This window comes from Actinokineospora terrae (assembly GCF_900111175.1).
In the GTDB taxonomy this organism is placed as follows: Bacteria; Actinomycetota; Actinomycetes; order Mycobacteriales; family Pseudonocardiaceae; genus Actinokineospora; species Actinokineospora terrae.
Genome location: NZ_FOGI01000006.1, coordinates 285,449 through 307,520, shown reverse-complemented (window position 1 = coordinate 307,520; position 22,072 = coordinate 285,449). Strand labels below are relative to the sequence as shown.

The following is a 22,072-nucleotide window of genomic DNA, read 5'->3' as shown; positions in this document are numbered from 1 at the left end:
GAAGGGGCGCGCGTCGAGGGGGCGAGCGCCCGGCGAGGCGCCAGGCGTACGAGCCCCCGCGGCGGGGGTGCCCGGGGAGAAGGTCACTGGCGCACCGTCCCGGTGCTGGTGTGCGTGGTGGTCGCGATGTAGGCGGCGTTCGCGTCGGCGTGCGCGACCCGGGCACTGGCCACGTGCGACGCGGGGGTCTGCGCGAGCGGGACACCAGCCTCCGCCAGGTCCGCGCCGATGGCCTCGAGCTGCTCGGGGGTGGCGGGCGGCAGCGGCAACCTCGGGTCGCCCGCGTCCTGCCCGCGCAACCGCAGCGCGGCCTTGCTGAACACGACACCGCCGACGCGGCTGAACGCGCGCAGCACCGGCAGCAGTCCGTTGTGGATACCGCGGGCGGTGCCCACCTCGCCGGTCTCGTAGGCGTCCAACATGGACCGCAGCCGTCCGGCCGAGACGTGGCCGATGACGCTGACGAAGCCGACGCCGCCGATGGACAGCCACGGGAGGTTCAGCGCGTCGTCGCCGGAGTAGTAGGCCAGGTCGGTGCTGGCGATGACCTGGCTGCCCGCGAGCAGGTCGCCCTTGGCGTCCTTGACCGCGGCGATGCGCGGGTGCTCGGCCAGCCTGCGCAGGGTGTCGACCTCGATGGGGACGACCGAGCGCGGCGGGATGTCGTAGAGCATCACCGGCAGCGGTGTCGCGTCGGCGGCGGCGGTGAAGTGCGCGATCAGACCGGCCTGCGGGGGCCGCGAGTAGTACGGGGTGACCACGAGCAGGCCGTGGGCGCCCGCCTTCTCGGCCTCGCGGGCCAGCGCCACGGTGTGCGCGGTGTCGTAGGTGCCGACCGAGCCGATCACCGTCGCCCGGTGGCCGACCGCCTCGACCACGGCGCGGACCAGGTCGGACTTCTCCTGGTCGGTCGTGGTGGGCGACTCGCCGGTGGTGCCGTTGACCACCAGTCCGTCGTTGCCCAGCTCGACGAGGTGCTCGGCGAGGGCCTGGGCGCGGTCGAGGTCGAGCGTCCCGTCTGCGGCGAACGGGGTCGCCATGGCGGTCAGCACCCGGCCGAAGGGCCGTCCGGGTGCGGCGGTGGGGCATGCGGTCATGGGCAAGACGCTACCCGCTGGCAACGGGGGTGACTTCTACCACTGCCATCTTGTGCACGGTTCGGGGGGTTGTGGACAACCGCGCGGACCCGCTGTCAGAGACCCCTGCGCACCGATCGGACGGTCGCGACGGCGTCCTGCGGTCCGGTGTGGTCGATCCTGGTCTTGGCCCTGCCGAAGGCATCGAGGAGCAGCTCGCCCGGTTCGCCGGTGATGGTGACGGGGTCGGGACCGGGGCGGGCGGTGATGGCGCGGCCGTCCGGGGTGCGCAGCACGATGCCGACCGGGCTGCGCCGGTAGTAGAACCTGGCGGTGCGGCCGAGCGCGGCCCACAGGGCGTTGTCGCGGCGCGGGTCGGCCGGGCGCGGTTCCCAGCCGGGGGTCGCGCGGCGGACGTCCTCGTGGTGGATGAAGAACTCGGTGGTGTTGACCTGCTCGTCGACCAGCCGGAACGGCGAGAGCGCGGGCGGGCCCGTGCGGACCAACTCGACCAGTTCCGACCAGGGTCGAGCGGTGTAAGAGCGCTGGACACGCTCGGTGTGCCCGGCCAGCGCCTTGATCAGGATGCCCGGTGCGGCGTCGAGGCGCCGCTCCCGCACGACCAGGTGCGCGGCGAGGTCGCGGCTGGTCCACCCCGCGCACAGCGTCGGCACGTCCGGCCCGACCTCGGTGAACAAGCTGCTCAGCTGCGCGCGTTCGTCCCTGGCGACACCCATGCCCCCACCCTACCGAGTGGTAGTGGTCAGGACGGCGACTCGACCTGGCTGTCGGTGATCTTCGCCTTGTCCTTGCGGACCAGGACGCAGTGGATCGTGTGGTCGCGCCCGGCGGAGGAGTCCTTGGCGTCCCAGGTCTGCTGCGTCGGTACCACCACCGCGTAGGTGAGCTGGCCCTTGATGTCGTTCTTCACCCGCTCCGTGCTGAAGAACCAGCCGCAGTAGGACTCGCCGAGCGCCTCCAGCTCCGACTTGCGGTAGGTCCACGGCGCCGAGGCGCTCGCGGGCTCCAGCGTGGCGAAGACCTGGATCTGGAACGGCTTCTTGCAGTCGTCGTATGAGTCGAACGCCGTGCCCTTCTGCAACAGGCTGTTGTTGCAGTAGCCGTCCGACACCGTGAACTCCGGGAAGTCACCCGAGTCCCCGTAGCTGAACTTCTGGATCGCGACGGTCTGCTCGCTGTCGGCAGGGGCGTTGATCGCCTGGCTCAGGAAGAAGCCGCCGACGGCGCCCGCCACGACCGCGACCGCCGCGCCGATGGCGAGCAGCTTGGTCCGGGGCTTGGCGGGCGGCGGTGCCTGCACGGCGCCGGTGGGGTTCTGGTGCGGGAAGTACGCGGTGCCGCCGGTGATCATGGTGGGGCCGGTGGGCGGACCGGTCGGGACGTGCGTGAGCAGGCCGCGCACCTGGGCGGCGGTGAGCCTGGCCGCGGGGGTGCCGATCATCAGGCCGCTGATCACCGAGGCCAGCGCGCCCTGCGCCCTGGTCAGGTACGGGACCTCGGCCAGGATCGCGTGCATGGTCGCCGCGGTGGTCGGCCGCTCGAACGGGTTGTAGCCCTCGATCGCGTAGAACAGCACCGCGCCCAGCGCCCACAGGTCGGACCCGGCGCCTGCCTCCTCGCCGCGGATGCGCTCCGGCGCCATGTAGGTCGGCGAGCCGATGAGGATGCCGCTGCTGGTCAGCCGCGGGTCGTCGAGCGACTGGGCGATGCCGAAGTCGGTGAGCTTCGCCCGGCCGTTGGCGGCGACCATGATGTTGCTCGGCTTGACGTCGCGGTGCACGATCCCGGCCTGGTGCGCGGCCTCCAGCGCCGAGAGCAGCTGCTCGGCCAGCTTGGCGACCTGCTCGGCGGGCAGCGGGCCGCGCTCGCGGACGACGTCGGACAGCGTCGGGGCCTGGATCAGCTCCATGACGATGTAGGTCGCCCCGGACTCCTGGACCACGTCGTACACCGTGACCACGGCCGGGTCGTTGAGCCTGCCCGCGGTGCGCGCCTCCCGCAGCACGCGCTCCTCGAACACCGCGCGCTCGCTGCCGGGCACCCCGTCGGGCAGGTGCAGTTCCTTGATCGCGACGTGCCGCCCGATCATCCGGTCCTCGGCGAGCCACACCACACCCATGCCGCCGCGACCGAGTTCGTTGAGGATCGCGTAGCGACCCGCCACCACCCGGGGTCCGTGCGCGACGGTGGGACCCTGATCCTGCGACACCGGCAAACCTCCTCTGGCCGCGCGAATCCTAGTGGGCCACCCGCGCGGGCGAGTCCGAACCGGTCAACTCGTGTGCACGTCGTGACCGGCCTCGCGCAGCGCGGCCACCGCGCGGTCGAGGTCCGAATCGTGCACCAGCACGTGGTCGGTGTCGAACGTGGACAGCGCGAACAGCGACACCCCGGCCGCGGCCAGCGACCCGGCGATGGATGCCATGATCCCGGTGAGGGTGAACTCCAGCGGTCCGCGCACGGTCAGCAGCCGCCAGCCGGGCTCGGTGCGGCCACCGGGCGGGGTCACCGCGGCGGGGGCGACGACCGAGACCTCGCCGGGGGTGCTGGTGACCGACACCAGACCGGTGGCGGTGAGCAGGTCGGCGGGGACGGCGGTGCCCGGGTCGAACCGGGTCACCGCGTAGTCGCCCGCGACCACATCGATGACGAGTCGCCGCACGGCTCAGCCCTCGGCGACGAGCGGGCTGGAGGCGACCTCGGACCCGTCGGCCAGCGCGGAGATGGTGAAGTCGGCGAAGGCGTTGCCCGCGGCCTTCTGCAGCTGGCGCAGGCACTCGATCGCCAGCGCGCGGATCTCCACGTCGGCGTGCTCGGTGGCGCGCATGGCGATGAAGTGCCGCCAGGCGCGGTAGTTGCCCGTGACCACGATGCGGGTCTCGGTCGCGTTGGGCAGGATCGCGCGCGCGGCCTGGCGGGCCTGCTTCTTGCGCAGGGTCGCGCTGGGCACGTCGGCGAACTTCTGCTCCAGGCCCGCGAGCAGCTCGTTGTAGGCGTCCTGCGCGGCCTGGGCGGCGGCGAGGAACTTGGCGTGCAGCTGCGGGTCGCCCGCGATGACCTCGGGCTCGACCATGGCCGCCGACTTCTCCGGCACGTACCGCTGCGAGAGCTGCGAGTAGGAGAAGTGCCGGTGCCGGATCAGCTCGTGGGTCAGCGACCGGGAAATGCCGGTGATGTAGAAGGACACGCTGCCGTGCTCGAGCACCGACAGGTGGCCGACCTCGATGATGTGCTTGATGTAGCCCGCGTTGGTCGCCGTCGCCGGGTTCGGCTTGCGCCACGACTGGTAGCACGCCCGCCCCGCGAACTCGGCCAGCGCCTCACCCCCGTCGGCGTCGGTCGACCACGGCACGTCCGACGGCGCGAAGAACTCGGTCTTGGCGATGAGCTGCACCCTCGGCGACACCGTCTCGGTCACGTCCACATCCTCACGTCGGCTCCTGCTGCCTGTCCGGCGCCACACTAACCCGCCCCCGGAGCCCTCCCGCACACCCGCTCAGCGCGTTTCGCCCTCCCGTTCGGGTCGGGGCGCCTCGACGCCCGCGGGGCGGTCACCGAGCACTCGCGGGTAGTGGCGGGCCATGCGACCCGAGCCCTCGGGCGTCGCTCCCCCCTCGGCAGGCGATGCGGGCCCGCCCTGCCCGGGGGGCCTGTCCGAGGTGGGCAGCCGGCGAGGCGCAGGACGCGTTCCGGTGTGCGCCTGCCGAGCTTGCCGTCGAGCACCACCCGCAGCCGCGCGGCGGCGAGCAGGCCGACCGCGGCGGTGGCCAGGACCTGCCACAGAGTCATCTCGGGCATCACGTCTGGGTGCGAGGACGTGCACGGATCGTAGCGCCGCCCGAGGTGACATCAACTGACACCACGGTCCGCGTTGACTGATGTCGAATTTGACGTCATGGTGGTGTCATGGATCTGAGCAGCTACCTCTCCACCCTGCGCGACGACCTGACCACGACGGCGTCGGCGGGGGACGAGTCGACCAGGCGGGCGGCGGCCGTGTTGGCGGCGGCGCTGGAGCCGTCGGCGCGGTTGGCGATCATGAACGCGTTGGCCGACCTGGCCGCCGAGGTGACCGCGCACCTGCCCGACCACGTGGTCGAGGTGCGGTTGGACGGGCGGGACGTGCGGGTCGTGGTGACCAAGACGACGAGCGGGCAGGCCGAGCCGCCACCGCAGCCGGGGGCCGGGAAGTCCGAGTTCGGCGGCGACATGAGCCGGATGACGCTGCGGCTGTTCGACGAGCTCAAGGCGAAGGCGGAGCGCGCGGCGTCGTCGCAGGGGGTGTCGCTCAACACCTACGTGCAGCAGGCGTTGCAGGGCGCCCTGAGCGGGCACCGCAAGCACAGTGACCAGCAGGGGGAGCCGGACAAGGGCGCCTCCCGAGTGCAGGGGTGGTACGCGGGATGAGCGACGTGCGGATGGAGCAGTTCGACACCGGCACCGACCCGGTGGAGATCACGGTGGCCACCGGGTCCGGCCGGATCGACGTGCGGCTGACCGACGAGGAGGGCGTCGACGTCGAGGTCAGGCACGCGCCGGAGGACGCCAACGCGTGGGCGGACGGCATCACGAACCTGGTGTCGTGGTTCAGCACCCAGTTCGGCGAGGCCAAGCAGCCGCAGGACGCCGCGGCCGAGGCGGTGCGCCGGACCAGGGTCGAGGTGGTCGGCGGCAGGCTGGTCGTGCGCTCGCCGAAGGACCCGCAGCTGCGGGCCATCCCGATCGCGGTGGTCGTGCGGGCCCGGGCCGGGTCGGTCGTGTCGGCCCGCAGCGGCGCGGGGTCGGTGCGGGTCGCGGGCGTGGCCGCCAAGGTCGACGTCACCACCGGCACGGGCAGCATCGACATCGCCGAGGCGACGGGCGCGGTGCAGGCGACCAGCGGCACGGGCTCGGTCAAGGTCGGTCCCGCGCCCGCGGGAGTCCAGGCCCGGACTGGCCGCGGCGAGGTAGAGCTGACCGCGGTCGGTGGGCCTACCACCGTGATCACGGCAGGCGGGGACGTCTGGCTGGGCGCGGTCAGCTCGGACGTGACGGTCCGCAGCGGCACCGGCGACATCACCATCGCCGACGCCACCAGCGGCACCCTCGAACTGACCACCGGCTCCGGCGCCCTCCGCGTCGGCATCCGCGAGGGCAGCCCCGCCGAGATCGACGTCTCCTCCGGCGCCGGGGACGCCCGCAGCGACCTACCGCTGTCGGGCACCGCCCCGGAAAACACCCCACCCCTGCGCATCCGAGGCCGCACCGGCGTCGGCTCAGCCCACGTCACCGCCGCCTCGCGCTGACCCACAGCCGCTCCCGGACCCCTCGGCCCGGGAGCGGCCTTTCGCTGCTGGGACAGCCTCGCGCGGTCCCAGCAGAGCTAGTCGCGCCGCAGCCGCTGGCCGAGCCCGCCACCTCACGCTGCCCCCACGCACTGGCACCCAGCCGCTCCCGGAACCCAAAGAGCGGCCTTTCGCTTATGGCGCAGCCTCCCCAGCCGCTCGCGCACGCTCCAGCACCGCACCCTTGCTGGCAGCGACATCGACGCCTGACACACGTCCAACGCAGAGGGCGTCGCACCCCCGCCGGCCCCCGAAACCGCCGCCTCGCGCGCGCGGTCCCGACCCTGCCCAGCCCCCACCCACACCGGGGGGCGTCCCAGTGCCAGTCTATCGGCACCCCCCGACAGTGGATCTTGGAACAGCGGGTAACAAGATCCAGATGTGGATAACTTCTGTCGCTGGACCGGGTGAAAGTCCGGGGCGGGCAAGGCCATCCGCCGCCGAGGCCCGCGGTTGCCGGGCAGGCGCCAGTCGCGACCGGGGCCAGCGGCTGGTCGCGGTCGGGTGGGGGCTAGTCGCGGCCGCGGATGATGGTGGGTTCGTAGTCTTCGTCGTCCAGGGGGGTGGTGGTGGGCCAGGTGGGGGCGCGGCCGCCGATGGTCTCGCTGCGGGGGCGGGGGAGCCGCAGCTCGACCGCTCTGTCCACTGTGGCCTGCTCCGCCATGGCTCGACCTCCGCGCGTCGTCGGTGTGGGCGCGGCGCCGCTCGGCGGCCGGTGGCCCATAGGCAAGGGTGCGTCCGATTCGCCGAATTCGCCACTGGATAACCGGTCCGCGCGCGCGGAGTCCCACCCCGTGGACGCGCGGAACTCAGCGCACGGCCCGCCGCAGCGCGCCCGCGAGGTCACCGCGCTCCCCCACCCACACCCCGGACAGCCCCAACCACTCGGCCATCACGGTCAACTCCCCCGCCAACTCGCTGACGACCCGTGAGGGTTCGCGCCCCTCCTCCAGGAACGCCCCCTGCACCCGGAGTACGCCCGCGAGCCGGTCCGCCTTGAGGTCCACTCGCGCCACCAGTTCACCGTCCAGCAGGAACGGGAACACGTAGTACCCGTACACCCGCTGCGGCTCCGGCACGTAGATCTCGATGCGGTAGCGGAACCCGAACAGCCGCTCGGCCCGGTCGCGTTCCCAGATCAGCGGGTCGAACGGGCACAGCAACGCGCGCCCCACAACACGTCGCGGCGTGCGGGCGTCGACATGCCGGTACGCGGGGTGGCGCCAGCCCTCCACCGCGACCGGTTCGAGTAAGCCCTCGGACACCAGTTCCGCCACCGCTTGCTGCGACCGGGCGGGTTCGAGCCGGTAGTAGTCGCGGAGGTCCTTCTCGGTCGCGACGCCGTGGGCGGTGGCGGCGCGGAGGGTGAGGACGCGGGCGGCCTCGTCGTCGGGGATCTCGGTGGCCAGGACGGCGGCGGGGATGGCGCGCTCGGGGAGTTCGTAGAGGCGCTGGAAGCCTTGGCGGGTCCCGGTTGTGAGCTGCCCGGTGGCGAACAGCGACTCGCAGATGTGCTTGATGTCGGAGCGGTTCCACCAGCCGCCCTTGGACTTCGGGACCGCGCCGCCGAGGGTGGCCTCCAGGGTGCCCGCGGCCATCGGGCCCTGCTCGCGGATGGTGGCGAGGACGTCGTCGAGCAGGCCGGGGGACGCGGCGGCGATGCGCGCGATGTGGCGGGCGTAGCGGGACTCGTAGCGCCGCATGCGCCAGCGGAACAGCGGCCAGTCCTCGACCGGGACCAGGCTCGCCTCGTGCGCCCAGTACTCGACCAGCAACCGCGGGCGGCGGGCGGTGTTCGTCCACGCCGCGTCGTCGACCAGGGACATCGGGTACGGGCCGAGGCGGGAGAACAACGGCATGTAGTGCGCGCGCACGGCCACGTTCACCGAGTCGAGCTGCAGCAGCTGGACCCGGCTCAGGGCGCGGCGCAGGTGCTGGCGGGTCGGCGCGGTGGTGGGGCGGGCGTCGGCGAACCCCTGGGCGGCGAGCGCGGTGCGGCGGGCCGCGGCCGCGGTCAAGTGGACTCGGGTCTGGTGGACTCGGGCCTCGTGGACAGAGCGCATGGACGACTCCTGGTCGGACGGACGCCCGATGTTCTCACCCACCACCGACAATCCGCGGCGCGCGGGCATCCACTACGTTCTGCGCATGGCCGAAGCCGCCGTGCGCACCGCGGTCCCTGACGACGTCGCCGAGCTCGCCCGCATCCAGGTGAGCACGTGGCAGACCGGTTTCGCCGACCTGCTGCCGCCGGACGTGCTGGCCGGGTTGGACACCGCGGCGGCGGGCGAGCCGCTGGCCCGGGTGATCGAGCAGGGTCCGGCGGTGGTGCACGTGGCCACCGAGGGCCCGTGGGTGGTCGGGTTCTGCGTGACGGGACCGGCGCCGGAGTCGGAGTCCGCCGCGGCCAACGACGTGCCGGTGCCGGACGCGCAGACGGTCGCCCTGGTCGGGACGTTGCTGGTCGAGCCGAGGTGGGGACGGCGCGGGCACGCGGGTCGGCTGCTGGCCGCCGCCGGGGCCGCTGCTGCCGCCACCGGGTCGACCAGGGGTATCTGCTGGGTTCCGGAGCGCAACAAGTCGCTGGTGGGGTTCTTCCGCCGGGCCGGGTGGGCGCCGGACGGGGTGGTGCGGACTCTGGACGCGGGTGGCCAGCCGCTGCGCGAGGTGCGGATGACCGGGCCGCTCACCCTGGACCTGCTCTAGCGGCGGCCTTGCGATACTGGCCCTCGACGGCCCGGCCCGTCGAGGCGACCCCTGGCAGGCGGGCGAGGCAGCGGACCACCCGTGTCCGCGGGAGGAGCACCGGGGGACCGATGACGCGCACGCCCGAGATCACCGAACTGGCCACGTTCCTGCACACCACCACCGCGCCCGCCACCACCCGCGACCTGGCCGACCGCTTCGGCGGCGCCAAGACCCTGTGGGTCGAGTACCACCGCGGCGCCCGCATCGTCCCCTGGCACCTGCTGGAGCGCGTGGTCACCGAGACCATCCCCGACCGCCACGCCAGGATGCTCACCCTCGCCAGGGCCAAGCACCTCTACAACTCCGCCGAGGCCTCCGCCGCCCGCGCCGAGGTCCTCGCCCCGCCGCCCAACCGCGGCCTGCTGATCGCGCTCCTCGCCACCGCGGCCCTGTCCCTGGGTGCCTTGGCGGGGCGCAGGACCACCCGCCGCAAACCCGCGACCCCCTGATCCCGGCGCGAAACCGAGAAACCCGGAACGGTCCGGCCGCATCGCGCCGGGTCAGAACGCCCGCCCAGGTGCCGTGATCGGGAACCGGGCGGTGGGCGGGCGCGTCCTGGCTGGTAGCGGGACAGGTGCGGGCCAGGGGTGCTGTGGACAACTTCGGCCGCCAGGGGTCGGTTCTCGGGTACCGTCGAACGGGTTTGTTGATGATGAGAGGGGGTGGCCGGTGCTGGGGTGGCTGTGCGTGACGTTCGGGGTGGCGTTCAGTTCCGCGCTGGTGCCCCTGGTCAGCGTCGAGCTGTTCGTGCTGGGGTTGGCCGCGCAGGAGCCGCAGGTGCACTGGCTGGCGCTGGGCGCGGTGGTGGCCGTGGCGCAGGTCCTGGGCAAGCTGCTGTTCTACTTCGCCGCGCGCGGGTGGATCCGCTTACCGGCGTTCCTGCACCGCCACCACGACCGGGAGCACCCGCTCACCGCCCGCCGCGTGCGCTGGGAGGTGCGCACCAAGCGCCTGCGCGACTGGGTCGCCCAGATCCGCGAGCGCTGCGAACGGCACCCGGGCTGGATGTACGGCACCTACAGCGTCAGCTCCGTCTTCGGCATGCCGCCGTTCATGGCCATGGTCGTCCTGGCCGGTCTGGTGCGCATGCGCCTCACCGCGTTCATCGGCGTCGGCTTGCTGGGCCGGTTCATCCGCTTCAGCGCGTTAGCCGCCTCACCCGCGCTCTTCGCGGGCTGGTTCCTGTAGCCGCTCGGTGACTACTTGCCACCCCGGACCACCAACCGGTCCAACAACTCCTGGGTAGCCGCCGTCACCGCCTCGACGGCTGCCTCGAACGCCTCCACGTTGTGCGGCGCGGGCGCCCGGAACCCGGAGATCTTGCGCACGTACTGCAGCGCGGCCGCCCGCACGTCGTCATCCCCGACCTCGTCGACGAACGGCGCCCGGAGGGTCTTGATGCTTCGACACATGCCCCCATCATGCCCCGCGGCACCGACAGCCACCCGGTCCACACCGGACCCCCGGAACGGGACCGGCGGGGACCCTCGGGTCCCCGCCGGTGCTCAGTCCTGCTCGGCTTCCTCGGTCTCATAGGCGCAGCCGGGGGCGCCGACGTCGTGGAGTTCTCGGCGGCCGGGGATGGCCGAGTAGGTGGGGCACTGGCAGACCCCGGTGGAGTCCTCGACTTCGAATGTGCTCACGATCCGTGTTCTCCGATCGGTGATGACCGGGGGACATGGTAGTGCCACGCCGTCAGTCCCGTACGCGGTATGCCACCTCGGTCCGCCAGTCGGCCGGGTCGGGGACCTCGGCGGGGTCGCTCAGGTAGCTCTCGAAACGGCCCGCCCAGACACCGTCGGTGACGTCGAACCCGACGCCGGTCGCGGCGGACCACTCGTCGAGCGCGGCGAAGGTCTCGCGGATCCGGTCCGGGTGCCCCCTGTGCAGCAGCACGGCGTACTGACCAGCGGGTTTGCTTCCCGCCACCACCGTGTCGTCCCCGGCGACGGCCGCCGCCAGCGGCACGCCGACCTCGACGTCGAGCACGTCGTCGGTGACCGAGTGGTACCGGTAGAACAGCGCGCCCGCCGGGGCGATGTCACGTTCGGTGATCCAGCCGTAGACCTCGCCGATGAGCGCGTTGACCCGGCCCCACTCGGCCAGCGTGGCCTGGGTGCGGATCGACACGTACGGCTGCTCGGCGCGGGTCTCGATGGTCGGTTGCATGGGGAGTCCTCTCTCGTCACCCGGGTATACGGAGTGGGGACCCGGAACTCATCGGAAGGTCGAACAGCGGGAACAGCCGCGGGTCGAGGTGCGTCTGCGTCGAGCGCACCAGGCCGCCCTCGGTCTCCACGAACAGGATCGCGAACGCCGGCCCGTCCGGCGCGTACTGGGCCAGCGCCGGTCCGCCGTTGGCGTTGATCGGCCGCAGTGTCGACCCCTTGCACGGCGCCCCGGCGTGGGTCAGGACAGCCGCAAGATCGGCTCGACCGCGCAACCACCAGGTGAACGGCGGCATGGTCATGGTCGCGTCCTCGTGCAGCAGCGCCACCAACCCGGGGACGTCGTACGCGGTGAACGCGGCGCAGTAGCGGTCCAGCAGGTCCCGGTCGACCTCGGCGGGCTCGACAGGCGCGGGGAACACGGCCCTGGCCCGCTGCAGGGCGCTGTTGACCGCCGCGACGGAGGTGTCCAGCAGCTCGGCGACCTCCGCGGCCCGCCAGCAGAGCACGTCGCGCAGGATCAGCACGGCCCGCTGTCGCGGCGGCAGGTGCTGCAACGCGGCGACGAGGGCCAGCCGGACGGTGTGCCGGGCGATGGTGGCGTCGGCGGGGTCGAGAACCTTGTGGTCGGGCACCGGCTGCACCCACGCCGACTCGGGCAGCGGCTCACCCAGCGGCGTCCCCGGCGCGGCGGGCGACCCGGCGGGCACGGCCCGGCGCTGGGGGCCGCGGCGCATGTCCAGGCAGGTGTTCGTGGCGATGGCGTACAGCCAGGTCCGCAGCGACCCCCGGCGCGCGTCGAAGGTCGCGGTCCAGGCGCGGCCGAACACCTCTTGCACGGCGTCCTCGGCCTCGAAGCCGGACCCGAGCATCCGGTAGCAGTACCCGGTCAGCTCGACCCGGTGCCGCTCGAGCTCGTCCGGGTTCACAGCAGCGTTCGCACCAGCCCGTCCGGGTTGGCCAGCGCGGGCAGGTGGCCACCGGCGATCTCCACCGGCGTGATGCCCAGCCGCTCCCGCAACAGCTCCCGCTGGAACTCGACCGGGAACAGCCGGTCACCGGTGCTGGCCACCGCCGTGGTCGGCACGTCCGGCCAGCGCTGCAACGGCCACGGCTTCGCGAACGGCGTGTCGGACTGCCCCAGCGGCTCTTCCCGCAGCTCCTCGGGGACGTCGTGCAGGAAGATCTCCACCGGGTCGAACTCGCGGTCCGGGTCCCGGCCCGCCCGCAGTTCCTTCGCCCGCCGCACCGGCCGCAGCCCCGAGGTCTCCCACCACTGCCCGCCGCTCTCCCCCGCGACCGGCACCATGGCGTTGACCAGCACGATCCGCGCCACCGGCACCCGCGTCGCCACGATCGGCGCGGTGAACCCGGCCATCGACTGCGCCACCACCACGAGGTCGCCGTACCCGCGCACCGCCGCGACGACCACGTCGGCGTACTCCTCGAACCCCGCCGAGTCGTCCTCGCAGGGCAGGTCGGGCGTGATCACGTCGTGCCCGTGCGCGCGCAGCCCGGGCACGACCAACCGCCAGTGCCGGTGGTCGGACGCGGCACCGGGCAGCAGGACGTAGGTCGACATGCGCGCCAGGCTAACCCGCCAGACCGACAAAACGGTCGACCCGGGGCCGGTGCGACCTCTCAGTGATCGGACTCCGAACCCGACAGCTCCAGTGCCTTGCGCATGGAGTCGCGGGCTCGGCCGCGGTCACCGGCGACGTCGTAGGCGACGGCGAGGCGGTACCAGGAGCGCCAGTCCTCCGGAGCTGCCTCGGTTTCCGCGCGGAACTGCTCGAAGAACTCGTCCGCCGCGGCGCGGTCGACCCGGCCGGAGGGCATGAGCGGTAGGCCGGAGGTGTCGGGAAGGCCTTCCTCGGCGGCCAGGCGGCGGCCGAGGGCCTGGGTGCGGACGCCGAAGCGCAGGGTGGACCAGACGACCCAGGCGCCGACCAGGGGCAGCAGCACCACGCCGACGCCGAGGCCGATGGCGACCGCGGAGCCCTCGCGGAACAGGGCCACCGCGCGGCCGCCGAGCAGGACGAAGTAGACGACCAGCACGGCGGCCAGCAGCCACGACACCGAGCGGGCGGACATCACAGGTCCAGCAGGTTTTCCAGGCCGACGGTGAGCCCGGGGCGGCCCACGATCGCGCGGACGCCGTGCAGGACGCCGGGCATGAAGGACTTGCGGTCCAACGAGTCGTGCCGGATGGTCAGCGTCTCGCCCTCGCCGCCGAACAGGACTTCCTGGTGCGCCACCAGACCGCCCAACCGGACCGAGTGCACCCGGACCCCGTCCACCGACGCTCCCCGCGCACCGTCCACTTCGGACGTCGTGGCGTCCGGGACCGGACCGAGCCCGGCCTCGGCGCGGGCCTGGCCCACCAGCCGCGCGGTGTGCGCCGCGGTGCCGGACGGGGCGTCGGCCTTGCGGTTGTGGTGCAGCTCGATGATCTCGACGGTGTCGTAGTAGCGGGCGGCCAGCTGGGCGAACCGCATCGACAGCACCGCGCCGAGGGCGAAGTTGGGCGCGATGAGCACGCCGAGCCCCGGCTTGTCGGCCAGCCACTCCCGCAGCGTGTCGAGCCGGGCGGTGTCGAACCCGGAGGTGCCGACGACCGCGTGCAGGCCGTTGTCGACGCAGTACCGCAGGTTGTCCATGACCACGTCGGGGTGGGTGAAGTCGACCACGACCTGGGCGCCGGACGCGGCGACCTCGTCGGCCCAGTCACCGGAGTCGACCTGGGCGACCAGCGCCAGGTCGGCGGCACCCTCGACCGCGGCGCAGGCCTCGGCGCCCATCCGGCCCTGCGCGCCGAGCACGGCGACCCGGATCAGCTCGTCGGGTACGGCGCAGTTCGTCACTTGCTCACCTCGTGCAGTTGGACCGGGACGTCGTCGGTGTGGTCGTAGGGGCCGACGACCGCGGCGGCCAGCGGCCTGGTCAGCAGCTCGCGGGCGAGCGCGGCCACCTCGTCGGCGGTGACCGCGGCGTAGCGGTCGAGGGTCTGCTCGACGGTCAGGTAGTCGCCGTAGGCGAGCTCGCCCTTGCCGATGCGCGACATCCGGGAGCTGGTGTCCTCCAGGCCGAGCACGAGCCCGCCGCGCAGGTTACCCTTGGCGCGCGCCACTTCCACGTCGGTCAGACCGTCCCTGGCTACCTCGCCGAGCACCTCGCGGACCACGCCCGCGACCTCGCCGAGCCGGTCGGGCTGGCACCCGGTGTAGATGGACAGGTGACCGGTGTCGGCGTACGCCGCGACCGACGAGTACACCTGGTAGGCCAGCCCGCGCTTCTCCCGGACCTCTTGGAACAGCCGGGAGCTCATGCCGCCGCCGAGCGCGGCGTTGAGCACGCTCAGGGTGAACCGGCGCTCGTCGTGCCGGTCGAGCGCGCGCACGCCGAGCATCATGTGCGCCTGCTCGGTGTCGTCGGTGTGCAGCACCAGGCGCGGCGCGGACGAGAGGCGGGCCCGGCCGGTGCGCGGCGCGACCGGGAGCTTGTCGCCGACCATCCGGTCGCGCAACGCCTTGCGCACCAGGGTGAGCACGGACTTGTGGTTCACGTTGCCCGCGACCGCGAGCACCATCCGCGGCATCGTGTAGCGGCGGCGGTAGAACCCGTTGAGCGCGGTCCGGCTCATCGCGGTGATCGACTGCTCGGTGCCCAGCACCGGGCGGCCGAGCGGGTGGTCGGCCATCAGCGCGGTGCAGAACGCGTCGTGCAGCAGGTCCTCGGGGTCGTCGTCGCGCATGGCGATCTCCTCGAGCACCACCCCGCGCTCGGTCTCCACGTCGTCCTCGGCGCACACCGCGTCGAAGACCACGTCGGACACCAGGTCGATGGCCAGCGGCAGGTCCTCGTCGAGCACGTGCGCGTAGTAGCAGGTGTGCTCCTTCGCGGTGAACGCGTTGAGCTCGCCGCCGACGGCGTCGATCTCCTCGGCGATCTGCGCGGCGGAGCGGCGCGCGGTTCCCTTGAACAGCAGGTGTTCCAGGTAGTGCGCGGCACCCGCGACCGAGTTCGGCTCGTCGCGCGAGCCGACCTGGACCCAGATGCCGACCGACGCGGAGCGCACACCCGGCACGCGTTCGGTGATGACGCGCAGCCCGCCCGGGAGCAGCGTGCGCCGGACCTCGGTGTCGCCGTCGCGCTCGAGCAGGACGGTGCTGCCGGGCTTCTGCAGGTGGCCGTGGACACGGGTTGCGGAACGGCCGCGGGCGCCGTTGGCGCCCGCGGCCGTCACCGGGGAACTGGAACTCACTGGGCGGGAGCCGCCTCAGCCTCGGCGGGGACACCGGACTCGCCGTTCGGGGCGGCGTCGGCGGTGTCCTCCTCGTTGACCAGGACCAGGCTGATCTTGCCGCGCTGGTCGATGTCGGCGATCTCCACGCGGAGCTTGTCGCCGACGTTGACCACGTCCTCGACCTTGTTGACCCGCTTGCCGTTGCCCAGCTTGGAGATGTGCACCAGGCCGTCCTTGCCCGGCAGCAGCGAGACGAACGCGCCGAAGGCGGCGGTCTTGACGACCGTGCCCAGGAACCGCTCGCCGACCTTGGGCAGCTGCGGGTTGGCGATGGCGTTGATCAGACCGATAGCGGCCTCGGCGGACGGGCCGTCCGCGGCACCGACGTAGATCGTGCCGTCGTCCTCGATGGAGATGTCGGCGCCGGTCTGCTCGGTGATCGAGTTGATCATCTTGCCCTTCGGCCCGATCACCTCGCCGATCTTGTCGACCGGGATCTTCACCGAGGTCACCCGCGGCGAGTACGGGCTCATCTCGTCCGGGCCGTCGATGGCCTCGGCCATGACCTCCAGGATCGTGTAGCGCGCGTCGCGGGCCTGGCTCAGCGCCTGGGCCAGCACCTCGGACGGGATGCCGTCGAGCTTGGTGTCGAGCTGCAGCGCGGTCACGAAGTCCTTGGTGCCCGCGACCTTGAAGTCCATGTCGCCGAAGGCGTCCTCGGCACCGAGGATGTCGGTCAACGCGACGTAGCGGGTCTCGCCGTCGACCTCATCGGACACCAGGCCCATCGCGATGCCCGACACCGGCGCCTTGAGCGGCACACCGGCGTTGAGCAGCGACATGGTGGACGCGCAGACCGAGCCCATCGAGGTGGAACCGTTGGAGCTCAACGCCTCCGACACCTGGCGGATGGCGTAGGGGAACTCGTCGCGCTTGGGCAGCACCGGCGCCAGGGCCCGCTCGGCGAGCGCGCCGTGGCCGATCTCGCGCCGCTTGGGCGAGCCGACGCGGCCGGTCTCACCGGTGGAGAACGGCGGGAAGTTGTAGTGGTGCATGTAGCGCTTGTGCGTCTCGGGTGACAGCGAGTCGATCTGCTGCTCGAGGCGGAGCATGTTGAGCGTGGTGACACCCAGGATCTGGGTCTCGCCGCGCTCGAACAGCGCGGAGCCGTGCGCCCGCGGGATCAGCGCGACCTCGGCGGACAGGCCGCGGATGTCGGTGAGGCCGCGGCCGTCGATGCGGATCTTGTCGCGCAGGATCCGCTGGCGGACCAGCTTCTTGTTCAGCGACCGGAACGCGGCGCCGATCTCCTTCTCGCGGCCGTCGAAGGCGCCGCCCTCGACCGCGCCGACCTTCTCCAGCACCAGGGCCTTGACCTCGTCGATGCGAGTCTCGCGCTCCTGCTTGTCGCCGATGGTCAGCGCGGCGGCGAGCTCGTCGCTCACGGCGGCCTCGACCGCGGTGAAGGCGTCGGGCTGGTAGGCCGGGAACGTCGGGTACGGGCGGGTGGCCTTGGCGGCGACCGCGGCCAGCTGGGCCTGCGCGTCGCACAGCACCCGGATGAACGGCTTGGCGGCCTCGAGACCGGCGGCGACGACCTCCTCGGTCGGCACCTGCGCGCCGTCGGCGATCAGGTCGGTGACGTTCTCGGTGGCCTCGGCCTCGACCATCATGATCGCGACGTCGCTGCCGACGACGCGGCCGGCGACGACCATGTCGAACACGGCGGTCTTGAGCTGGTCGTGGGTCGGGAAGGCGACCCACTGCTCACCGATGAGCGCGACCCGCACGCCGCCGATCGGGCCGGAGAACGGCAGCCCGGCCAGCTGGGTGGAGGCGGAGGCGGCGTTGATGGCCACCACGTCGTAGAGGTCCTGCGGGTTGAGGCTCTGCACGGTGATGACGACCTGGATCTCGTTGCGCAGACCGTCCACGAAGGACGGGCGCAGCGGCCGGTCGATGAGCCTGCAGGTGAGGATCGCGTCGGTGGACGGGCGGCCCTCGCGGCGGAAGAACGCTCCGGGGATGCGGCCCACGGCGTACATGCGCTCCTCGACGTCCACCGTGAGCGGGAAGAAGTCGAACTGGTCCTTCGGCTGCTTGGAGGCGGTCGTCGCCGACAGCAGCATGGTCTCCTCGTCGAGGTAGGCCACGACGCTGCCCGCGGCCTGGCGGGCCAACCGGCCGGTCTCGAAGCGGACGGTGCGCGTGCCGTAGGAGCCGTTGTCGATAACGGCCGTGGTCTCGTGCACAGCGATGTCGGTCATGTAGGGATAACTCCTCGTCGTCGGGCCGGCGCGCTACCCGAGCACGGGGTCACGGTTCATGACGAGGCCGGTCTTCGATCGAAGTCCCCGGAGCCCTCATGGCTCGGCGGAGACCACTACCGAGGACCGGCGAACTGGTCCCGTGGCGCGCGGCGTGCTGCCCTGTTGGTTCGCCCGCGTGGTGTGCCGTGGTGGCACGCGCGGGGTGGTGTCGGTCTGGGTTTACATACCCGGGGGGAGCGACCTGGTGGCCACTCCCCCCGGGGTTCGAGCTATCGGCGCAGGCCGAGCCGCTGGATCAGCGACCGGTAGCGCTCGATGTCCACCTTGGTCAGGTAGTTCAGCAGCCGCCTGCGGCGACCGACCAGCAGCAGCAGTCCGCGCCGCGAGTGGTGGTCGTGCTTGTGCTGCTTGAGGTGCTCGGTGAGGTCCTTGATGCGCTTGGTCAGCAGCGCGATCTGGGCCTCGGGCGATCCGGTGTCCGAGTCGTGCACGCCGTACTCGGTGAGGATCGTCTTCTTCTGCTCGGTGGACAGAGCCACTCGTCAACTCCTCGGTGGTGCCTGTGCCGTGTGGGAGAGTCGGTAACAGCCGCCACGGACCGCAGCCGTACCCAAACGCCAAGGTTAGCACCCTGCCCCTGGGGCGCTCCTGGCGAGCAGGGGCACACGGGCGAGCGGAGTGTAGGAGCCCCGGTCGCTGGCGTAGAGCACCAACTCCTCGGGCACCCACTCCGGGCCCTGGTACTCCCGCAGCTCAGCGGCCATCTCGGCGCCTCGGTTGGTCGGGGTCGACCAGCGCGCGACGGTCACGTGCGGGGTGTAGTCGGGGTGGCCGCCCTCGGTGAAGTCGGCCGCCTCGGCAAGCCTACGCAAGTCCACCGGATCGGGGGTAGCGACTTTCAGCAGGCACACCGCGGCGAAGGTTCCGGAGCCGCTCATCCGCAGCCTCGGGGCGGGCAGCCCGCGCACCCGGTCGGTCAGCCTGGCCAGGCGGCGGTCGGGGTCGTCAGCGCCGTAGTAGCCGACGGTGACGTGCCACAGCTCGCGCGGTGTGGCACGCAGGCCGGGCGGCGTGGGCGGTAGGTGCGCGGCCAGGTGGTCGGCGACCGGGTCGGGCAGGGGGAACGCGGAGAACAGCCTGGGGCGGGGGGCCTGCGGCGGCCTCACGTGCGCTTTCCGGCGCGGCGCAGCAGGTCGGCCAGGTCGGGGAAGCGGTCGTCGAGCAGCCCGGCCGCCTCGGTGAGGTCCTCGGCGGAGGCGAGCCTGCGCAGCGCGAGGATGGCGCTGCGGCCGACGTCGACGGGCAGGTTGTCCCTGGTCACGGCCGGTTTGGAGGCGCGAACGTCGTCGAGGGCGCGCTGCAGCGCCTCCCGGCGGCCGGAGGCGACCTCGGGGGTGAGGATCTTGCGCTCGAGCATGATCAGCCTGGCCAGCACCGCGGGGTTGCCGATCTTGGCCCGGCGGCCGCTCATCACCTGGCTGAGCATGGGCGCGCTGATGCCGAGCACGTCGGCGAGGTTGGCCTGGGAGACGTCGAAGGCCACCACCAGCCTGCGCACCCGGTCACCGAGCGGCTCCCCGTACCACTCGCGCTGCAACGCGATGTTGCGTTGGACGATCTTGTGATCCTCCACCCGCCGCCTCTCCCCTAGTGCCGGTCCGGTCCCCCTGACCGGGTGTATCTTGCCGGCCCACTCGTTCGTTTCGTGGGAGAACCACCAGGGTGAGGAGTCCGCGGCGGACGATGCGAGGCGATCAGGTCAGCAGGTCCCGGGTGCGCGCGACATCGCGGTGCATCTGCTCGACCAGCGCCTCGGTGCCCGCGAAGCGCTCCATCGGGCGCAACCGCTCGACGAAGTCGACCGCGACCCGTTGGCCGTAGAAGTCCTCGTCGACGTCGAGGACGAAGGCCTCGACCCGGCGTTCGCGGCCGGAGAAGGTCGGGTTGGTGCCCACCGAGACCGCGGTGGTCAGCGGGGGGCGGTTGTGCCCGTTGAGCAGGGTGAACCGTCCCGCGTAGACACCGTCGGCCGGGACGGCGGCGAAGCGGGGCGTGGACAGGTTGGCGGTCGGGAAGCCGAGTTCGTGGCCGCGGCCGTCGCCGCGCACCACGATGCCCTCCAGGCGGTGCGGGCGTCCCAGCGCGGTGGCGGCGGCGCGCACGTCGCCCGCGTCGATGCAGGAGCGGATGTAGGTCGAGGAGAAGGCCAGCTCCCCCGCGGTCACCAGTTCGGCGCCCTCGGTGGTGAAGCCGAAGCGCTGGCCGAGGGTGGTCAGCAGCGCGACGTTGCCCGCGGCGCGGTTGCCGAAGGTGAAGTTCTCGCCGACCACCACCGCGGCGGCGTGCAGGCGCTCGACCAGGATCTCGTGCACGAACTCGTCCGGGGCCACCTTGGACAGCTCGGAGGTGAACGGCAGCACGCAGAACGCGTCGACGCCCAGGTCCTCCACCAGCTCCGCCTTGCGGTGCAGGGTGGTCAGCTGGGCCGGGTGGCTGCCGGGGCGGACGACCTCGGAGGGGTGCGGGTCGAAGGTGAGGACCACGCTGGGCAGGTCGCGCTCGGCGGCGAGGGCGACCGCCCGGGAGATCAACTCCTGGTGTCCCCGGTGGACTCCGTCGAACACGCCGATGGTCGCCACACAGCGACCCCAGCCCCCGGGTAGGTCCGCCAGACCGCGCCAACGCTGCACGGCCCCGAGCCTAGTGGGTGCGGGTGTCGGCGGTCGGGCACCGGGTGGGGCAGGCGGGTGGGCGGGTGGGCCGGTGGTGACCTGCCCGGTTCGGGTGTGACCGAACTCCCCGGTTCGGCGGGTGTGCGCGGTCACACGCTTAGCTAGGCTAATAATCGCAGCACCTCCCCCGATGGGTCCGGGTGGACGAGAGGAGCGGGCCGTTGCCAGCCACCGGGCGCAGGGCACTCGCGGTCTGGGCCGCCGCCGTCGCGGTCTACCTGCTCGCGGTGTTCAACCGCACCTCGCTCGGGGTCGCCGGGCTGCAGGCCGCCGACCGGTTCGGCATCACGGCCGCGGAGCTGGGTACGTTCACGGTGCTGCAGATCGGGGTCTACGCCGCGATGCAGGTGCCGACCGGGTTGCTCGTCGACCGGTTCGGTCCGCGCCGCGTGCTCACCGCCGCCGCGTTGTGCATGGGACTGGGCCAGGTCCTGTTCGCGGTCGCCGCCTCTTACCCACTCGCGCTCGTCGCGCGCGCCGTGCTCGGTCTGGGCGATGCGATGACGTTCGTGAGCGTGCTGCGTGTGGTCGCCGCGCACTACCCCCCGCGCAAGTACGCCGTGCTGTCGTCGGTGACAGCCGCGCTCGGGCAGGTGGGCAACCTGTTGGCGACCGTCCCGTTGACCTTCCTGCTGTCGAACGCGGGCTGGTCGTCGACCTTCGCGATCGCGGGGGCGGCCACGGCGGCGTACTCGCTGGTGGTGCTGTTCCGGGTCCGCGACACCCCGGACGGCGAGCAGGTGCCGCGGGAGGCGGCGTCGCTGCGGGACGTGGTGGGGCAGGTCCGCGCGGCCTGGCGGGTGCCGGGGACGCGGCTGGGGTTCTGGGTGCACTTCTCGACGATGTTCAGCCCCGGCGTGCTCGGGCTGCTGTGGGGCTTCCCGTACCTGGTGCAGGCGCAGGGCCTGTCGCCCGCCGCCGCTGGGTCGGTGCTGAGCCTGCTGGTGATCGTGGCGATGGTCACCGGGCCGGTGATCGGGCAGGTGATGGGGCGGTGGCCGGAGAGCCGGGTGCCGATGGTGGCCGGGTTCCTGCTGGCGGCGATGGTGGTGTGGGCGGTGCTGCTCGGCTGGCCGGGCGGGGTGGTGCCGAGGCCGGTCGCGGCGGTGGCGTTCGCGGTCCTCGCGGTCGGCGGTCCGCTCTCGGGGGTCGCGTTCGCGCTGGCCAGGGACTACAACCCGATCCACAGGGTCGGCACGGCCACCGGCGTGGTGAACGTGGGCGGCTTCACCGCCACCACGGTGACGGCGCTGGGCATCGGCCTGCTGATCGGCGGCGACACCGCCTCGGCGGGACCCTCGACGTTCCGGTTCGCGTTCCTGGCCGTGGCGGTCGTGCTGCTGCTCGGCTCGTGGCGCACGCTGGTGTGGTGGCGGCGCGCGCGGGCCGCGGTGTTCGCCGCCGAGACCAGGGGCGACGAGGTCCCGGTGCGCATCCGGCGCAGGCCGTGGGACATCCCGGCGGAGCAGGAAGCGGCGGCCTCTTAA

General features: G+C 72.5%; 26 protein-coding genes. 6 read left to right on the top strand and 20 right to left on the bottom strand.

Annotated features, from left to right (window positions below):
- Positions 1 to 83 precede the first annotated feature (83 nt).
- From dapA to thyX, 5 genes are all read right to left on the bottom strand, one after another.
- Positions 84 to 1,097: a 4-hydroxy-tetrahydrodipicolinate synthase gene (dapA, locus tag BMY07_RS15430; protein ID WP_092778754.1), complete on the bottom strand. Its 1,014-nt coding sequence runs from the start codon at positions 1,095 to 1,097 to the stop codon at positions 84 to 86.
- Between the two features lie 95 nt (positions 1,098 to 1,192).
- A complete protein-coding gene (locus tag BMY07_RS15425; RefSeq protein ID WP_092778753.1) occupies positions 1,193 to 1,813 on the bottom strand; it encodes a TIGR03085 family metal-binding protein in 621 nt (206 codons plus the stop codon).
- Between the two features lie 26 nt (positions 1,814 to 1,839).
- Complete coding sequence (locus BMY07_RS15420; protein WP_245782401.1) at positions 1,840 to 3,306, bottom strand: serine/threonine-protein kinase; 1,467 nt, start codon at positions 3,304 to 3,306, stop codon at positions 1,840 to 1,842.
- Positions 3,307 to 3,369: 63 nt separating this feature from the next.
- Positions 3,370 to 3,759 (bottom strand): ACT domain-containing protein, encoded by a 390-nt coding sequence (locus BMY07_RS15415; protein ID WP_092778752.1) that lies wholly within the window; start codon positions 3,757 to 3,759, stop codon positions 3,370 to 3,372.
- A gap of 3 nt (positions 3,760 to 3,762) precedes the next feature.
- Positions 3,763 to 4,515: an FAD-dependent thymidylate synthase gene (gene thyX, locus BMY07_RS15410; protein WP_092779132.1), complete on the bottom strand. Its 753-nt coding sequence runs from the start codon at positions 4,513 to 4,515 to the stop codon at positions 3,763 to 3,765.
- Between the two features lie 488 nt (positions 4,516 to 5,003).
- Here thyX and BMY07_RS15405 point away from each other — a divergent pair, with 488 nt between their 5' ends.
- Both BMY07_RS15405 and BMY07_RS15400 read left to right on the top strand, forming a co-directional pair.
- Positions 5,004 to 5,504: a toxin-antitoxin system HicB family antitoxin gene (locus BMY07_RS15405; RefSeq protein ID WP_092778744.1), complete on the top strand. Its 501-nt coding sequence runs from the start codon at positions 5,004 to 5,006 to the stop codon at positions 5,502 to 5,504.
- Positions 5,501 to 6,382 carry a DUF4097 family beta strand repeat-containing protein gene (locus BMY07_RS15400; RefSeq protein WP_092778743.1) on the top strand — a complete coding sequence of 294 codons (882 nt, stop codon included), beginning with the start codon at positions 5,501 to 5,503 and terminating at the stop codon, positions 6,380 to 6,382. Before BMY07_RS15405 ends, BMY07_RS15400 begins: the two co-directional genes overlap by 4 nt.
- A 550-nt stretch (positions 6,383 to 6,932) precedes the next feature.
- On the opposite strand, the gene BMY07_RS34345 is transcribed toward BMY07_RS15400, so the two are convergent.
- Together BMY07_RS34345 and BMY07_RS15395 are read right to left on the bottom strand one after the other, a co-directional pair.
- Positions 6,933 to 7,085, bottom strand: a complete 153-nt coding sequence (locus tag BMY07_RS34345; protein WP_177215593.1) for a hypothetical protein — start codon at positions 7,083 to 7,085, stop codon at positions 6,933 to 6,935.
- 145 nt (positions 7,086 to 7,230) lie between these two features.
- Positions 7,231 to 8,484: a winged helix-turn-helix domain-containing protein gene (locus BMY07_RS15395; RefSeq protein WP_092778742.1), complete on the bottom strand. Its 1,254-nt coding sequence runs from the start codon at positions 8,482 to 8,484 to the stop codon at positions 7,231 to 7,233.
- A gap of 85 nt (positions 8,485 to 8,569) precedes the next feature.
- On the opposite strand from BMY07_RS15395, the gene BMY07_RS15390 reads away from it, so the two are divergent.
- The 3 genes from BMY07_RS15390 to BMY07_RS15380 all read left to right on the top strand — a co-directional run bounded on the left by BMY07_RS15390 (position 8,570) and on the right by BMY07_RS15380 (position 10,357).
- On the top strand, positions 8,570 to 9,127 hold the full coding sequence (locus BMY07_RS15390; protein ID WP_092779130.1) for a GNAT family N-acetyltransferase: 558 nt from the start codon (positions 8,570 to 8,572) through the stop codon (positions 9,125 to 9,127).
- A 110-nt stretch (positions 9,128 to 9,237) separates the two neighbouring features.
- Positions 9,238 to 9,618, top strand: coding sequence for a hypothetical protein (locus BMY07_RS15385; RefSeq protein WP_092778741.1), 381 nt, complete (start codon positions 9,238 to 9,240; stop codon positions 9,616 to 9,618).
- 220 nt (positions 9,619 to 9,838) lie between these two features.
- Positions 9,839 to 10,357, top strand: coding sequence for a YqaA family protein (locus BMY07_RS15380; protein ID WP_092778740.1), 519 nt, complete (start codon positions 9,839 to 9,841; stop codon positions 10,355 to 10,357).
- Positions 10,358 to 10,368: 11 nt separating this feature from the next.
- Here BMY07_RS15380 and BMY07_RS15375 read toward each other — a convergent pair whose 3' ends face one another.
- The 13 genes from BMY07_RS15375 to BMY07_RS15320 all read right to left on the bottom strand — a co-directional run bounded on the left by BMY07_RS15375 (position 10,369) and on the right by BMY07_RS15320 (position 20,543).
- Positions 10,369 to 10,581, bottom strand: coding sequence for a DUF2277 domain-containing protein (locus tag BMY07_RS15375; RefSeq protein ID WP_092778739.1), 213 nt, complete (start codon positions 10,579 to 10,581; stop codon positions 10,369 to 10,371).
- 93 nt (positions 10,582 to 10,674) lie between these two features.
- Positions 10,675 to 10,812: a hypothetical protein gene (locus BMY07_RS34340; RefSeq protein ID WP_177215592.1), complete on the bottom strand. Its 138-nt coding sequence runs from the start codon at positions 10,810 to 10,812 to the stop codon at positions 10,675 to 10,677.
- Positions 10,813 to 10,864: 52 nt separating this feature from the next.
- Positions 10,865 to 11,338 (bottom strand): GyrI-like domain-containing protein, encoded by a 474-nt coding sequence (locus BMY07_RS15370; RefSeq protein ID WP_092778737.1) that lies wholly within the window; start codon positions 11,336 to 11,338, stop codon positions 10,865 to 10,867.
- A gap of 16 nt (positions 11,339 to 11,354) precedes the next feature.
- Positions 11,355 to 12,266 (bottom strand): RNA polymerase subunit sigma-70, encoded by a 912-nt coding sequence (locus tag BMY07_RS15365; RefSeq protein ID WP_092778735.1) that lies wholly within the window; start codon positions 12,264 to 12,266, stop codon positions 11,355 to 11,357.
- Positions 12,263 to 12,919: an alpha/beta fold hydrolase gene (locus BMY07_RS15360; RefSeq protein WP_092778733.1), complete on the bottom strand. Its 657-nt coding sequence runs from the start codon at positions 12,917 to 12,919 to the stop codon at positions 12,263 to 12,265. The genes BMY07_RS15365 and BMY07_RS15360 overlap by 4 nt, the downstream gene beginning before the upstream one ends.
- A gap of 59 nt (positions 12,920 to 12,978) precedes the next feature.
- Positions 12,979 to 13,431: a tetratricopeptide repeat protein gene (locus BMY07_RS15355; RefSeq protein ID WP_092778732.1), complete on the bottom strand. Its 453-nt coding sequence runs from the start codon at positions 13,429 to 13,431 to the stop codon at positions 12,979 to 12,981.
- Positions 13,431 to 14,201: a 4-hydroxy-tetrahydrodipicolinate reductase gene (gene dapB, locus BMY07_RS15350; protein WP_092778731.1), complete on the bottom strand. Its 771-nt coding sequence runs from the start codon at positions 14,199 to 14,201 to the stop codon at positions 13,431 to 13,433. The genes BMY07_RS15355 and dapB overlap by 1 nt, the downstream gene beginning before the upstream one ends.
- Positions 14,198 to 15,601: a M16 family metallopeptidase gene (locus tag BMY07_RS15345; protein ID WP_092778730.1), complete on the bottom strand. Its 1,404-nt coding sequence runs from the start codon at positions 15,599 to 15,601 to the stop codon at positions 14,198 to 14,200. The genes dapB and BMY07_RS15345 overlap by 4 nt, the downstream gene beginning before the upstream one ends.
- Positions 15,598 to 17,850 (bottom strand): polyribonucleotide nucleotidyltransferase, encoded by a 2,253-nt coding sequence (locus tag BMY07_RS15340; protein WP_092778729.1) that lies wholly within the window; start codon positions 17,848 to 17,850, stop codon positions 15,598 to 15,600. Before BMY07_RS15340 ends, BMY07_RS15345 begins: the two co-directional genes overlap by 4 nt.
- Positions 17,851 to 18,122: 272 nt before the next feature.
- Entirely contained in the window at positions 18,123 to 18,392 is a 270-nt protein-coding gene (gene rpsO / locus BMY07_RS15335; RefSeq protein ID WP_092778728.1) for a 30S ribosomal protein S15, read from the bottom strand.
- Positions 18,393 to 18,476: 84 nt separating this feature from the next.
- On the bottom strand, positions 18,477 to 19,019 hold the full coding sequence (locus BMY07_RS15330; RefSeq protein WP_092778727.1) for a 2'-5' RNA ligase family protein: 543 nt from the start codon (positions 19,017 to 19,019) through the stop codon (positions 18,477 to 18,479).
- Positions 19,016 to 19,486, bottom strand: a complete 471-nt coding sequence (locus BMY07_RS15325; protein ID WP_092778726.1) for a transcriptional regulator — start codon at positions 19,484 to 19,486, stop codon at positions 19,016 to 19,018. Before BMY07_RS15325 ends, BMY07_RS15330 begins: the two co-directional genes overlap by 4 nt.
- 121 nt (positions 19,487 to 19,607) lie before the next feature.
- A complete protein-coding gene (locus BMY07_RS15320) occupies positions 19,608 to 20,543 on the bottom strand; it encodes a bifunctional riboflavin kinase/FAD synthetase (protein WP_092778725.1) in 936 nt (311 codons plus the stop codon).
- A 203-nt stretch (positions 20,544 to 20,746) separates the two neighbouring features.
- Between BMY07_RS15320 and BMY07_RS15315 the strand changes: the two genes are divergently transcribed.
- Entirely contained in the window at positions 20,747 to 22,072 is a 1,326-nt protein-coding gene (locus BMY07_RS15315; protein ID WP_092778724.1) for an MFS transporter, read from the top strand.

Coding starts and splice junctions, on each gene's coding strand:
- dapA (WP_092778754.1), bottom strand. CDS start 1,097: ATGACCGCATGCCCCACCGCCGCACCCGGACGGCCCTTCGGCCGGGTG.
- BMY07_RS15425 (WP_092778753.1), bottom strand. CDS start 1,813: ATGGGTGTCGCCAGGGACGAACGCGCGCAGCTGAGCAGCTTGTTCACC.
- BMY07_RS15405 (WP_092778744.1), top strand. CDS start 5,004: ATGGATCTGAGCAGCTACCTCTCCACCCTGCGCGACGACCTGACCACG.
- BMY07_RS15400 (WP_092778743.1), top strand. CDS start 5,501: ATGAGCGACGTGCGGATGGAGCAGTTCGACACCGGCACCGACCCGGTG.
- BMY07_RS34345 (WP_177215593.1), bottom strand. CDS start 7,085: ATGGCGGAGCAGGCCACAGTGGACAGAGCGGTCGAGCTGCGGCTCCCC.
- BMY07_RS15395 (WP_092778742.1), bottom strand. CDS start 8,484: ATGCGCTCTGTCCACGAGGCCCGAGTCCACCAGACCCGAGTCCACTTG.
- BMY07_RS15390 (WP_092779130.1), top strand. CDS start 8,570: ATGGCCGAAGCCGCCGTGCGCACCGCGGTCCCTGACGACGTCGCCGAG.
- BMY07_RS15385 (WP_092778741.1), top strand. CDS start 9,238: ATGACGCGCACGCCCGAGATCACCGAACTGGCCACGTTCCTGCACACC.
- BMY07_RS15375 (WP_092778739.1), bottom strand. CDS start 10,581: ATGTGTCGAAGCATCAAGACCCTCCGGGCGCCGTTCGTCGACGAGGTC.
- BMY07_RS15370 (WP_092778737.1), bottom strand. CDS start 11,338: ATGCAACCGACCATCGAGACCCGCGCCGAGCAGCCGTACGTGTCGATC.
- BMY07_RS15360 (WP_092778733.1), bottom strand. CDS start 12,919: ATGTCGACCTACGTCCTGCTGCCCGGTGCCGCGTCCGACCACCGGCAC.
- BMY07_RS15355 (WP_092778732.1), bottom strand. CDS start 13,431: ATGTCCGCCCGCTCGGTGTCGTGGCTGCTGGCCGCCGTGCTGGTCGTC.
- BMY07_RS15340 (WP_092778729.1), bottom strand. CDS start 17,850: ATGACCGACATCGCTGTGCACGAGACCACGGCCGTTATCGACAACGGC.